Raw genomic sequence first — 14,273 nt, 5'->3', positions numbered from 1 at the left:
TTAATGAAAGTAAAAGGATCAAACCTTTTAACGCTAGTGAATTTTAACGAAAAAAAAGGCGGAATGCAAGATGTTTTTCCCACAACTTTATACAATTACTTCTTATTCTCTTTTACAAAGTACGATACGTATTCGAGAATATGTACAAGAAGCAAAAAAACAAGGCTACACTTCATTAGCCATAACGGATAAAGATGTCTTATACGGTGCACCTGAATTCTATCGTATTTGTGTAGAAGAAGGAGTACAGCCAATCATTGGATTACATCTTAGTTATACTTATGAAGAAAAAAATTATGGCTTGCTTGCGTACGCAAAAGATGAAATAGGTTATCAGCAGCTGATGAAACTTTCCAGCCGAAAAATGATCCAAGAAAAATTGGAACTTGCAGAAATGACAGAAACCGACCATCTAGCGTTTGTTGTTCCGGCAAATCATTCTGTTTCTGAGGCTTTCAATAAAGAGGATAACTTTTTCGGTCATTGGCAGTTTTTACTTGAAAATGTTTTTACTAGAAATTTTTATATCGGCTTGACAGAAAACACGCCTGATCAATTGCCTGAATGGTATCAGTATGTGATAAAAGAAAATTATTCGCTTTGTGCATTACATCCCATCGCTAGTTTACAACAAGAAGAACTTTTTGCACTTGAAGTGATGAAACATATCAAAGATGGAAGCCAAATACCTTTAGAAAATTTATCTGCATCTTTACCACTAACAGCAAATGGCTATCTTCTTTCAGAACAAGAAATGATCAAACGATTCGAAAAAGCGGGTCTTTCCCAAGCTGTAATAGGCGCCCAGCGTTTAGCTGAATCGATTTCATTTGAATTCCAGTTCCATCAGAAATTACTTCCGCATTATCCAGTTCCTAATGGAAAACAAGCTGGAGAATATTTAAGAGAGTTATGCTATTCGCAAGTGGAACGCCGAATCACTGATTATACAAAGGAATACCAAGAACGTTTGGACTACGAGTTATCTGTCATCCATCAAATGGGATTCGATGATTATTTCTTGATCGTATGGGATGTAATGGCTTTTGCTCATAGAAACAAAATCGTTACCGGTGCAGGTCGTGGTTCTGCTGCGGGTTCATTAGTAGCCTATGTGTTAGAAATTACAGATGTGGATCCATTAGAATATGATTTGCTGTTCGAACGCTTTTTAAACCCCGAACGCTTTACGATGCCAGATATCGATTTGGATATTCCTGACAATCGACGTGAAGAAGTATTGAATTATGTTCGAGAAAAGTATGGACAATATCATATGGCACAAATCGCAACATTTGGCACAATGGCAGCAAAAATGGTTCTTAGAGATGCAGCTAGAGTGTTTGGTTTATCGCAAAGTGAAGCAAACCGCTGGTCAAAAGCAATACCCAATCAATTGAAAATCACATTGACCCAAGCTTATAAAACTTCGCATCAATTAGTAGAATTAGTTCAGGCAAGCGAAAAAAACCAACTTTTATTCAAAACTGCAGTGATTTTAGAAGGATTGCCAAGACATGTTTCGACTCACGCAGCAGGTGTAGTTATCAGCGATAAGAATCTACTTGAACTAGTTCCGCTCCAACGCGGTTCTGATGAAGCTTTTCTGACCCAGTATACGATGAATGAGGTAGAAGCAATCGGTCTTTTGAAAATGGACTTTTTAGGACTACGCAACTTATCGATTATTGATTTTACTTTGAAAGCTGTTAAGCGAGTAGAAGGGTATGAGATCCGATTAAAAGAGATCCCGCTAAATGATGCAAAAACGCTGCTCTTGTTTCAACGAGGCGAAACCTCAGGAGTATTTCAATTTGAATCTGCTGGTATCCGGAACGTTTTACGAAGATTAGGTCCAGAAAACATCGAAGATATTGCCGCAGTCAATGCATTGTATCGACCAGGCCCTATGCAAAATATAGATACCTTCATTGCCAGGAAGAAAGGAAAAGAAGCCATTCGCTACCCAGATGATTCACTGATCCCGATTTTGAAAAACACATATGGAGTGATCGTCTATCAGGAACAAATCATGCAGATCGCCTCGACTATGGCTGGATTTACATTAGGGCAGTCAGATATTCTGCGACGGGCAGTGAGTAAAAAGAAAAAAGACGTATTAGATGAAGAAAAGTCGCATTTTGTATCAGGAGCATTACAACAGGGATATTCGGAAAAAACAGCAGCGACCGTATATGAATATATCGAAAAATTTGCAAACTATGGATTCAATCGGTCACATGCATTTGCTTATTCATTCGTGGGATTCCAAATGGCGTATCTAAAAGCCCATCATCCAGGTGCTTTCTTTACCAGCCTGATGAATTCTGTTCGGCATAACACATCAAAATTGAAAGAATATATTGCAGAAGCACGTAAAAATAAACTCAAACTTTCCTCGCCGTCCATTAATCAAAGTAATTCCAGTTTTGAGTTGGTCAATAAGGAAGAAATCAGATTCGGACTGACAGCGATAAAAGGTATTCGGCGTGATTTTGTAGAAGATATATTAAACGAAAGAAAACAAAATGGCCCGTTCCAGTCAGTGGATCAATTCCTCATACGGATCGATAAGCGTTGGCTGAAATTAGAGTTACTGCAATCACTGACAGCAGTAGGCGTTTTTGATGAATTATCTCCTAACAGGAAACAATTGATGCTTGATCTCGAAGGAAAAATCCAAAATATCGTTTACAGTGGTGGAAGTCTTGACTTGCTGGGAATCATGGCATTAAAAGAAGAAGAAGTCGCTGACTATACACTAGAAGAACGCTTGAAGCTGGAAGAGGAGTACTTAGGTATTTATTTGTCAGGTCATCCTGCAGAAGGGTTTGATCGTCTTCGTTTAGCTAAACAAGTTCAGCTGATTACAGATATCGTCCCTAATCAACCAGTCAATTTATTAGTGATGATCAAGGAAGTTAGAGAAATTCGGACAAAAAAAGGAGAACTGATGGCCTTTGTTGAAGGAACCGACAGTAGTGGAGAAATTTCTGTCACAGTTTTTCCAACTCTTTATCGTAAATATCGTAATTTGTTTGCCGTTGATCGAGTGATCTTTGTTCAAGGGCGGAGCGAAATCAGCAAATATAATCAGGAACTGCAACTAATTGGAGAAAGCTTTGCTGATCCTAACCAGTTAGAAGCCCAGTATCCTTCACAAACTTGCTATTTGCGTATTACAGAAGAACGGGAAGATCCCGAGATAATGAAACAATTACAAGTGATTTTTCAGAAACACCCAGGATATATACCAGTAGTTATGTATCACGAAAAAACGCAACGAAAAGTAGTTCTGTCAGATGCTTATTGGGTGGATGACAGCAAGAGTATAAAGGGGCAACTTATTTATCTGCTTGGCGAAGATAATGTGGTTTTCAAATAACTTACGGTAAAAAATACTACTTGCTTTCATTTTTTTTCATTTTTTTATCCGTAAATCAAGACAAGTGAGAAAAATAATGTTAGAATGTTAGTCGTGGTTAACGCAAAAATGGTTGTAAACCTAAGTCATACTTAGGATAAAGTATTTTAATGAGGTGAATGTTTATTATGAAACGCATCGGAATTTTGACCAGTGGCGGAGACGCACCTGGAATGAATGCAGCTGTTCGTGCCGTTGTTCGTAAAGGTATTTACGAAGGACTGGAAGTATACGGGATCAATTATGGTTTTGCCGGTTTAGTTGCTGGAGATATTCGTCGTCTTGATGTGGCAGATGTAGGTGACAAGATCCAACGTGGTGGTACATTCTTGTATTCTGCACGTTATCCAGAATTTGCAACTGAAGAAGGTCAATTAAAAGGAATCGAACAATTGAAAAAATTCGGAATCGAAGGTCTAGTGGTTATCGGAGGAGACGGCTCTTATCATGGCGCAATGGCTTTGACAAAACGCGGTTTCCCAGCAGTAGGTATTCCTGGAACAATCGATAATGATATTCCTGGGACTGATTTCACAATCGGTTTTGATACAGCAATCAATACAGTACTAGAATCAATTGACCGTATTCGTGACACAGCGACTTCTCATGTTCGTACATTCGTTATCGAAGTAATGGGACGCAATGCAGGAGACATCGCTTTATGGTCAGGTGTGGCTGGCGGAGCGGATGAAATCATCATCCCAGAACATGATTTTGATATGGCTTCAGTTGCTAAAAAAATCCAAGAAGGCCGCGATCGCGGGAAGAAACATTGCTTGATCATCTTGGCTGAAGGTGTAATGGGCGGAAATGAATTCGCTGAGAAACTTTCAGAATTTGGTGACTATCATACACGTGTATCTATCTTGGGACACGTTGTCCGTGGTGGAGCACCAAGCGCACGCGACCGCGTGTTGGCAAGTAAATTCGGTGCTTACGCTGTCGAATTGCTTCAAGAAGGAAAAGGTGGATTATGTGTCGGTATCCATGACAACGAAATCGTTGCGTCTGACATCATTGATACACTTGAAAACAACAAACATAAACCAGACTTATCACTATATGATCTAAATAATTCACTTTCATTTTAAGAGTGAAAGAAACCAAGCTATTTAAGCTGTGTACAGCTTTAAATAAACAAAATTGAATGGGAGAGTTTTTTAAATGAAAAAAACCAAAATCGTTAGTACATTAGGACCAGCAAGTAACTCAGTAGAAATTATTTCTCAATTGATTGAATCTGGGGCAAATGTCTTCCGCTTTAACTTTTCTCATGGTGACCATGAAGAACAATTATCACGTATGACTATGGTCCGTGAAGCAGTTAAAAAGACAGGAAAAGATGTCGGTATTCTTTTAGATACAAAAGGAGCTGAAATCCGTACAACTGTTCAAGGCACAACAGAAGCTGATTTTGGTCGTGCAGGATACATCAAATTTGAAGTAGGAGATCAAACACGCATCTCTATGGATCCTGAACATGTAGGTTCAAAAGAAAAAATCGCGGTTACTTACCCAGGATTATTTGACGATGTTCACGTTGGTGGACACATTTTATTTGATGATGGTTTGATCGATATGCAAATCATTGAAAAAGACGAAGCAAACCGTGAATTAGTCGTAGAAGTTAAAAATGCAGGTATGCTAGGATCACGTAAAGGGGTAAATGCACCAGGCGTTTCTATTAGTTTGCCAGGTATTACTCCAAAAGATGCTGACGATATTCGTTTTGGTTTAGACAACGATATCGACTTTATCGCTGCAAGTTTTGTACGTAAAGCACAAGACGTTCTAGATATCCGCGAAATCTTAGAAGAAAAAGACATGACTCATGTTCAAATCTTCCCTAAAATCGAATCTCAAGAAGGTATCGACAACATTGACGAAATCATCAAAGTTTCTGACGGTGTTATGATTGCCCGCGGAGATATGGGTGTTGAAATCCCAGCTGAACTAGTACCAATGGTTCAAAAACGCATCATCAAAAAATGTAATGCTGCTGGTATCCCAGTTATCACTGCTACACAAATGTTAGAATCAATGCAAGAAAACCCACGTCCAACACGTGCGGAAGCTTCTGACGTTGCTAATGCTGTATTTGATGGCACAGATGCAACAATGCTATCTGGTGAATCTGCAAACGGGGACTACCCAGTTGAAGCTGTTTCAACAATGGCACGTATCGACCAAGAAGCTGAAAATGCATTATCAGAATTAGGTACATTCCAATTGAACGAATTCGATAAAACAGATGTAACTGAAACAATCGGTTTATCTGTAGCTCGTGCTGCAAAAAATCTAGGCGTGAAAACAATCGTTGCTGCAACTGAATCAGGATACACTGCAAAAATGATTTCAAAATATCGTCCAGATGCAGATATCTTGGCTGTTACTTTTGACGAACGCACAAAACGTGGTTTGATGTTAAACTGGGGCGTTTACCCAACAGTTGCTGAAAAACCATCAACAACTGATGAAATGTTTGAACTAGCAGCTAAAAAAGCTGTTGAATTAGGTTTCGCATCAGAAGGCGATTTAATCTTGATCACTGCTGGTGTACCAGTTGGTGAACGCGGAACAACTAACGTGATGAAAATTCAAATGATTGGTTCTAAATTATTAGAAGCTCAAGGCGTTGGACAAAAATCTGTCGTTGCAAATGCAGTTATTGCTTCATCTGCTGAAGAAGCTGTAAAAAAAGCAAAAGACGGAATGGTTCTAGTTGTACCATCAACTGACAAAGAATATATGCCTGCAATCGAAAAAGCAGCTGCTGTTATCGTTGAAGAAGGCGGATTGACTTCTCACGCTGCAGTTGTAGGAATTGCACAAGATATTCCTGTAATCGTTGGTGCTAAAGGCGCAACAACAACAATTACAGAAGGTGAATTGATTACCGTTGATTCACGTCGCGGCATCGTTTACCGTGGCGAAACAACAGCTATCTAATTTAGCTTAATAAAAAATAAAAACAGCTCTTCTTTTACGAAGAGCTGTTTTTTTGTGCTGTAACGAATTCATGGATAACTTGGACTACTTGTTCTTGAAGAGGTGTGACGATCTGCTGTGTTCGTTTTGCCAATGAAATCAAGAAGCGAGGCTGAACTTCATCTGAAAGAGGGAGGCAAACTAAATGATCTTCAGGATGGACAGCAATCTCTGCCAAAAAACCGATACCCACATTTTCTCGGACCATACTCTTTAAAATCGTCAAGTCATTGCTTTGATAAACAACTTTTGGATGAGTATGTGTTTGTTTAGAAAGCTTAGTGAATGCTGCGGGGTGGACATAATGTTCGTTCAATAGTACAAACTGTTCATCTGCTATATCTTTGAAAGAGACAGTATCCTGCTTGGAAAGAGGATGTGTAGGTGGCACGACGATCATGAAACGTTTGTCCAAAAGTAACTCTGTTTCTAAATATTGATCCACGATTGGCTGTGTTGAGCCTAATACAGCTAAATCGATCCTCCCTTGTCGGATCATCCCGTATAAGTCCCGAGAGCCTCCATCGGTAATCTCAATTTGATTCATCAATTCATGCTTGATAAAGTAACTTGACAGTTTAGGAAAGTATTCATTGCCGATAATAGGAGGCATGCCAAAACGAAGCTTTTTCTTTTGCAACTGAGTGATTTCAGCTCTTGCAGTAGAAATCTCTTGGAGAATGGTTTGTGCATGGAGAAACAGCTGCTTTCCAGAAGGCGTGACGATTAATTCGTGATGCGATCGATCTCTTGTAATAAGTACGGTGTCAAACTCTTTTTCAAGACGTTGTAATGCATATGTAATAGTAGGTTGGCTCACACGGAAATAATTAGCCACTTTCGTAAAATTTTTTTGTTTGACGATTTGGACATAGTATTCGATATCTTTCGTGTTCATGAAGATCATCCGCTCCTTTAATGGAATAATGATTATTGTAAATGATTCTGAGGATGATAGCAAACAGAGGCTTTCTAATAAAGATTTTTCTGTTTTTTTATGAACTGCAAGGTGTCAAGAAAATTTCATTGACAACATGCTTTTTGCCCTGTATAATTGCTTTTGTTGCTTAGGAGTGATGAAAAATGAAATGGTCTTTATTGGAATTGAGAAAATACCAGGAGACACCGTTAACTTTTCATGAGACGCTCGACTTGAAAGCCGCTCTCATGAAGCGAGACAATTTAATACTTGATGTTGCGCCAGTGGAAGTCGAAGGTTTGGTCTCAGTTGATAAGAAAGGCTATATCGTTCATTACACTGTGCAGACGACTTTGACAGTTCCTTCAACACGTTCACTAGAACCTGTTGAACTGCCCATGGATTTTTCTGTAGACGAAGTATTCATGACAGAAGAACAATTCCAAAGTAGAGATGAACAAATGTCTGCGGATGAGATTTTGCTAATTGAAGGTCCATTATTGAATTTAGCAGAGTCGATTGAAGACAACATCTTATTGGCGATTCCAATGCGGGTATTGACAAAAGAAGAGGAAGCAGCAACAGAACTTCCAAAAGGCAATGATTGGGAAGTTGTTTCCGAAGAAGAATACCAGCGCAGAAAAATGGAAGAAGCCGAGAATAAAATTGATCCTCGTCTTGCAAAACTATCTGAACTTTTTGATTCTAAATCAAAAGACGACGATAACAAGTAAGATTGGAATATATTGTGTCTAATTTAGATACAAGACTTTACAAGGAGGTGTAGCAAAATGGCAGTACCAGCTAGAAGAACATCAAAAGCTAAAAAAGCAAAACGTCGTACACACTACAAATTGACAATCAAAGGGTTAAACGAATGTCCAAACTGTGGTGAAATGAAAAAAAGCCATCACGTATGTGCAAATTGTGGTTACTATGATGGTAAGGACGTAATGTCAAAAGAAGCTTAATACATTTTAATTAGAAAATGTAAAACCTCAAGGCTAACCATGGAGCCTTGAGGTTTATTTTTTTGTAGTCGGTAAATAAAAAATATGTTGTTCTTTAGTTTGCAATGTAGCCGTGTTAAGCTATAATGTAAGAGATTAGGGAGAAATCCCGTATGTAGGAGGAGTTCATATGTCAAAACAACAAATCGGTGTTGTCGGTATGGCCGTTATGGGTAAAAATCTAGCCTTGAACATAGAAAGCCGCGGCTATTCAGTGGCTTTATTCAATCGTACAGGGGCTAAAACAACCGCTGTAGTAGAAGAACACCCAGATAAAAATTTCAAAGCAACATATACAATCGAAGAATTTGTAGAATCTATCGAGAAACCACGTCGGATCTTGCTAATGGTCAAAGCAGGACCGGCAACAGATGCAACAATCCAAGAGTTACTTCCTCACCTTGATAAAGGCGATATTTTGATTGACGGAGGAAATACATTCTTTAAAGATACGATGCGTCGTAATGAAGAGTTAGCCAACTCTGGCATCAACTTTATCGGTACAGGCGTTTCCGGTGGTGAAGAAGGAGCTTTAAAAGGACCTTCAATCATGCCTGGTGGACAAAAAGAAGCCTATGCGCTAGTTGCACCAATCTTAGAGCAAATTTCTGCAAAAGCAGAAGACGGAGCACCATGTGTCACATATATTGGCCCAAATGGAGCCGGACATTATGTGAAAATGGTACACAACGGTATTGAGTATGGAGATATGCAACTGATTGCTGAATCTTATGACTTAATGAAGAATATTTTAAACCTTTCAGTAGAAGAAATGGCTGATATCTTTAAAGAATGGAATCAAGGCGAATTAGACAGCTATTTGATAGAAATCACTGCTGACATTCTGACACGTAAAGACGATGAAGGAACAGGTAAACCAGTAGTAGATGTGATCCTTGATGCAGCTGGGAATAAAGGAACAGGTAAATGGACAAGCCAAAGCGCGCTTGACTTAGGTGTGCCACTTCCATTGATCACTGAATCTGTATTTGCCCGCTATATTTCTGCTTATAAAGAAGAACGCGTACAAGCAAGTAAAATTTTGTCTCGTACGAACGATTTTGAGTTCACGGGAGACAAAAAAGAATTGGTCGAAAAAATCCGAGAAGCGTTGTATTTCAGTAAAATCATGAGTTATGCCCAAGGATTTGCTCAATTACGTGTCGCTTCAAAAGAATTTGATTGGGACTTGCCATTTGGTGAAATCGCAAAAATCTGGCGCGCTGGATGTATCATCCGAGCTCGATTCTTGCAAAAAATTACGGATGCCTATGACAAAAATCCTGAGATCGAAAATTTATTGCTAGATGATTACTTCGTTGAAATCACGAAAAAATATCAGCAATCAGTCAGAGACGTCGTTGCCTTGGCTGTCCAAGCTGGCGTACCTGTACCGACTTTCTCATCAGCCATCGCTTACTTCGATTCATACAGAGCAGAACGTCTGCCTGCAAATATAATCCAAGCCCAACGCGATTACTTTGGCGCACATACCTATGAACGTGTCGACAAAGAAGGAATCTTCCATTACTCATGGTACCATGAAGAATAATAGTCTTTCGGCTGTTAGGAAATGAGAAAATAAAAAGAGGACGAAAGAGCTGAAGTCGATTGTTATGAGTAGACTTCAGCTCTTTTTTAAAATTGCTATCCATGATAAAATGACTATAGATTTTTAAGCATATTATCGGTATAATGATAGAGTTTTTAAAAAGCCAGTAGAATAGAAAGGATAAAATAATAAATGAGCAATATTCTAATCATTGAAGATGAAAAGAACTTGGCACGATTTGTCGAGCTAGAGTTGAAGCATGAAGGGTATAACGCAGAAGTCCACTACAACGGCCGAACTGGTTTAGATGCGGCATTAAATAATGAGTGGGATGCCATATTGTTGGATCTGATGCTCCCAGAATTGAACGGTTTAGAAGTCTGCAGACGTGTACGCCAAGTCAAAAATACACCAATCATTATGATGACTGCAAGAGATTCTGTGATCGATCGTGTATCTGGACTTGACCACGGAGCAGATGACTACATCGTCAAACCATTTGCTATCGAAGAATTATTAGCACGTCTTCGTGCATTGTTGCGTCGAATCGATATTGAAGGCGATAAAAATGTGGCTAAACAAACTACTATTACTTATCGCGATTTGACTATCGAAAAAGAAAACCGTGTCGTACGTCGCGGAAATGAAGTAATTGAACTAACAAAAAGAGAATACGAGTTGCTGCTTACTTTAATGGAAAACGTGAACGTGGTATTAGCACGTGACGTTTTACTAAATAAAGTGTGGGGATACGAAACAGAAGTTGAAACAAACGTAGTGGACGTATATATTCGTTATCTTCGCAACAAAATTGACGTTCCCGGGGAGGAAAGCTATATCCAAACTGTACGCGGAACAGGTTATGTGATGCGCTCGTGATAAAGCCGAAAAAATCGGAAAAAAGAGAACTGAAAGGGCCCTCCTTGACAATCAAGTGGGCCTTTGCGAGTTCTTTCTTCATATTCGTTGTGTTTACAATTTTCGCTGTCATTACCTATAAATCATCTATCAATCTGATTGTGGCAAAAGAAAGAAACAATGTAGAGCGTACGATTTCAGAAGTAGCTTCTCGTTTGGCTAACTCGGATGAAGAACTGACATTAGTAAATACGTATCGTAATCTGACGAAAGCGACAAATGACGGAGATGAGGTCGTAGATCATACTTCACTGGTCGAAGGAAACTTAATGAAGATCGATTCCTTTATAGCTGAGCTAGGGCAGCCATCAATGGATCTTTATGTTTATGATTTGGACGAGAACTTGATTTTTAAAACCCATGAAAACAGTCGAAACCTGATTCAGACTACACGTAAAGTTCCAACGATCGTTACACTAGAAGGAAAAACTGGCTTTTTATCTATCCAGCCTATATATTCTAAAGGTACAAGAGAAAAGATCGGCTATGCGCAAAGCTTCTATGAATTATCTTCTTTCTATGATATTCGAAATAAGCTATTATTGACTCTTATTGTTTTAGAAGTTGTTTCTTTGATCTTAAGTAGTATTTTAGGTTTCTTTTTATCTTCTTATTTCTTAAAACCACTCAAGGTACTCAGAGATACAATGGATACTATACGTAAAGATCCGCAATCAGATATCCACATGCCTGAAATCGACACAAATGATGAATTGGCAGATTTAGCTGAAATATTCAATGAGATGCTTGACCGTATGCGTTTGTATATTGAACAACAAGAGCAATTCGTGGAAGACGTATCTCATGAGTTAAGGACACCTGTTGCAATTATTGAAGGGCATCTTAGTCTGCTAAATCGTTGGGGGAAAGATGATCCTGAGATATTAGAAGAATCATTAAGCGCCAGCATGCAAGAAATCAGCCGTATGAAAAGCTTAGTTCAAGAGATGCTAGACTTATCAAGAGCAGAACAAGTAGATGTTCATTATGCGAATGAAACAACTAAAGGAAAAGAAGTCACCTATCAAGTTTATAATAATTTCAAGATATTATATCCAGACTATGTGATCACTTTAGATGATGATTTGACAAAAGAAGTGACCCTGCAAATTTATCGTAATCACTTTGAACAATTAATCATTATCATATTGGATAACGCAGTAAAGTATTCAACTACACGAAAAGAAGTCCATATCTCTATTTCTTCCACTCTGAATGAATTTGAGATCGCGATTCAGGACTTTGGCGAAGGAATACCCAAAGAAGACCTTAATAAGATCTTCAATCGTTTTTATCGAGTGGATAAAGCAAGAGCTAGAACGAAGGGTGGAAATGGTCTGGGGTTGTCTATCGCTAAACAACTGGTTGAAAACTATAAAGGACGTATCTTAGCAGAAAGTGTAGTAGGGCAAGGGACAATTTTTAGAATCTTTATTCCTATCGCAAAGGCAGAAGACAAGTAAAGCATGTGCTTTACTTGTTTTTTTATATATCCAACAAAGAATAAGGTACAAAATACAAGCAAGTGAGAAATTCAGGGATGTCATTATAAAAAAAACTAGCGAACAATTAAATAGAATAACATCCGTTAATTAAATGTAAGTAGCTTTTAGATGAACGAAAAAACAATAAAATGCTGTAATATTCGTGTTTAAAAATAATAAATAAAAATAGGGAATTTTCTATTGCAATTTTATAAAGAGATTGCTATATTATTATTTGTTCTAAATGATTCCTTTAAGGTGTCACTAAAAATTATAAAAAATAGTGTTGACGCACTTTTGATGTCATGTTATAATAACGAAGTCGTTTGGATGAGATAGCTAATAAAGCTTGATTTTATCGAAAAAAACTTCGAAAAAGTTATTGACAAATAACAATAAAGATGATATGATAATCAAGTCGCTGCTAATGAGTGACAAAGACGTTTAGAAAAAATAAACAAAGAAGTTGTTGACATTCTCTTCTGAATCTGATAAGATTAAAGAGTTGTTGAAACAAAAAGATTAGACCTTTGAAAACTGAACAAAGTAAGACAAACCAAATGTGTAGGGCGTCTTGATTCAATTCAAGACAACAAACATTTTTAACAAGCAAGCAATATGCTAGCAAACAAATTGAGCTTAACAATCGCAAGATTGTTCGAACTTTTTATGAGAGTTTGATCCTGGCTCAGGACGAACGCTGGCGGCGTGCCTAATACATGCAAGTCGAACGCTTCTTTTTCCACCGGAGCTTGCTCCACCGGAAAAAGAAGAGTGGCGAACGGGTGAGTAACACGTGGGTAACCTGCCCATCAGAAGGGGATAACACTTGGAAACAGGTGCTAATACCGTATAACAATCAAAACCGCATGGTTTTGATTTGAAAGGCGCTTTCGGGTGTCGCTGATGGATGGACCCGCGGTGCATTAGCTAGTTGGTGAGGTAACGGCTCACCAAGGCCACGATGCATAGCCGACCTGAGAGGGTGATCGGCCACATTGGGACTGAGACACGGCCCAAACTCCTACGGGAGGCAGCAGTAGGGAATCTTCGGCAATGGACGAAAGTCTGACCGAGCAACGCCGCGTGAGTGAAGAAGGTTTTCGGATCGTAAAACTCTGTTGTTAGAGAAGAACAAGGATGAGAGTAACTGTTCATCCCTTGACGGTATCTAACCAGAAAGCCACGGCTAACTACGTGCCAGCAGCCGCGGTAATACGTAGGTGGCAAGCGTTGTCCGGATTTATTGGGCGTAAAGCGAGCGCAGGCGGTTTCTTAAGTCTGATGTGAAAGCCCCCGGCTCAACCGGGGAGGGTCATTGGAAACTGGGAGACTTGAGTGCAGAAGAGGAGAGTGGAATTCCATGTGTAGCGGTGAAATGCGTAGATATATGGAGGAACACCAGTGGCGAAGGCGGCTCTCTGGTCTGTAACTGACGCTGAGGCTCGAAAGCGTGGGGAGCAAACAGGATTAGATACCCTGGTAGTCCACGCCGTAAACGATGAGTGCTAAGTGTTGGAGGGTTTCCGCCCTTCAGTGCTGCAGCTAACGCATTAAGCACTCCGCCTGGGGAGTACGACCGCAAGGTTGAAACTCAAAGGAATTGACGGGGGCCCGCACAAGCGGTGGAGCATGTGGTTTAATTCGAAGCAACGCGAAGAACCTTACCAGGTCTTGACATCCTTTGACCACTCTAGAGATAGAGCTTCCCCTTCGGGGGCAAAGTGACAGGTGGTGCATGGTTGTCGTCAGCTCGTGTCGTGAGATGTTGGGTTAAGTCCCGCAACGAGCGCAACCCTTATTGTTAGTTGCCATCATTCAGTTGGGCACTCTAGCAAGACTGCCGGTGACAAACCGGAGGAAGGTGGGGATGACGTCAAATCATCATGCCCCTTATGACCTGGGCTACACACGTGCTACAATGGGAAGTACAACGAGTTGCGAAGTCGCGAGGCTAAGCTAATCTCTTAAAGCTTCT

At 39.5% G+C, this 14,273-nt stretch carries 9 protein-coding genes and 1 rRNA gene (1 of these 10 cut by a window edge); 9 read left to right on the top strand and 1 reads right to left on the bottom strand.

The window, feature by feature from the left end; translation table 11 throughout:
- Positions 1 to 70 precede the first annotated feature (70 nt).
- The 3 genes from dnaE (at position 71) to pyk (ending at position 6,373) form a co-directional block, all read left to right on the top strand.
- Entirely contained in the window at positions 71 to 3,385 is a 3,315-nt protein-coding gene (gene dnaE, locus IGL15_RS09405) for a DNA polymerase III subunit alpha (protein WP_002325491.1), read from the top strand.
- 167 nt (positions 3,386 to 3,552) lie between these two features.
- The gene (gene pfkA, locus IGL15_RS09400) at positions 3,553 to 4,515 is read left to right on the top strand and encodes a 6-phosphofructokinase (protein ID WP_002304759.1); all 963 of its coding nucleotides are present in this window, start codon (positions 3,553 to 3,555) and stop codon (positions 4,513 to 4,515) included.
- Positions 4,516 to 4,588: 73 nt separating this feature from the next.
- A complete protein-coding gene (gene pyk, locus IGL15_RS09395) occupies positions 4,589 to 6,373 on the top strand; it encodes a pyruvate kinase (RefSeq protein ID WP_002295355.1) in 1,785 nt (594 codons plus the stop codon).
- A gap of 34 nt (positions 6,374 to 6,407) precedes the next feature.
- Here the strand turns inward: pyk and IGL15_RS09390 are convergent, their stop codons facing one another.
- Positions 6,408 to 7,310 (bottom strand): LysR substrate-binding domain-containing protein, encoded by a 903-nt coding sequence (locus IGL15_RS09390; RefSeq protein WP_002295354.1) that lies wholly within the window; start codon positions 7,308 to 7,310, stop codon positions 6,408 to 6,410.
- Between the two features lie 185 nt (positions 7,311 to 7,495).
- Between IGL15_RS09390 and IGL15_RS09385 the strand changes: the two genes are divergently transcribed.
- The 6 genes from IGL15_RS09385 to IGL15_RS09360 form a co-directional block, all read left to right on the top strand.
- Complete coding sequence (locus tag IGL15_RS09385; protein ID WP_002295352.1) at positions 7,496 to 8,065, top strand: YceD family protein; 570 nt, start codon at positions 7,496 to 7,498, stop codon at positions 8,063 to 8,065.
- 57 nt (positions 8,066 to 8,122) lie between these two features.
- On the top strand, positions 8,123 to 8,302 hold the full coding sequence (rpmF, locus tag IGL15_RS09380; RefSeq protein WP_002290970.1) for a 50S ribosomal protein L32: 180 nt from the start codon (positions 8,123 to 8,125) through the stop codon (positions 8,300 to 8,302).
- Positions 8,303 to 8,471: 169 nt separating this feature from the next.
- Positions 8,472 to 9,893, top strand: coding sequence for an NADP-dependent phosphogluconate dehydrogenase (gene gndA, locus IGL15_RS09375; protein WP_002295350.1), 1,422 nt, complete (start codon positions 8,472 to 8,474; stop codon positions 9,891 to 9,893).
- A gap of 192 nt (positions 9,894 to 10,085) precedes the next feature.
- Positions 10,086 to 10,772: a response regulator transcription factor gene (locus tag IGL15_RS09370; protein ID WP_002290973.1), complete on the top strand. Its 687-nt coding sequence runs from the start codon at positions 10,086 to 10,088 to the stop codon at positions 10,770 to 10,772.
- Entirely contained in the window at positions 10,769 to 12,274 is a 1,506-nt protein-coding gene (locus IGL15_RS09365; RefSeq protein WP_002298265.1) for a HAMP domain-containing sensor histidine kinase, read from the top strand. Before IGL15_RS09370 ends, IGL15_RS09365 begins: the two co-directional genes overlap by 4 nt.
- A gap of 686 nt (positions 12,275 to 12,960) precedes the next feature.
- A 16S ribosomal RNA gene (locus IGL15_RS09360) occupies positions 12,961 to 14,273 on the top strand (it continues 247 nt past the right edge of the window).

It is taken from the genome of Enterococcus sp. DIV0436a, assembly GCF_051711605.1.
In the GTDB taxonomy this organism is placed as follows: Bacteria; Bacillota; Bacilli; order Lactobacillales; family Enterococcaceae; genus Enterococcus_B; species Enterococcus_B faecium.
Note: the sequence above shows the minus strand (reverse complement) of the source record. Positions and strands in the feature narration are given on the sequence as shown.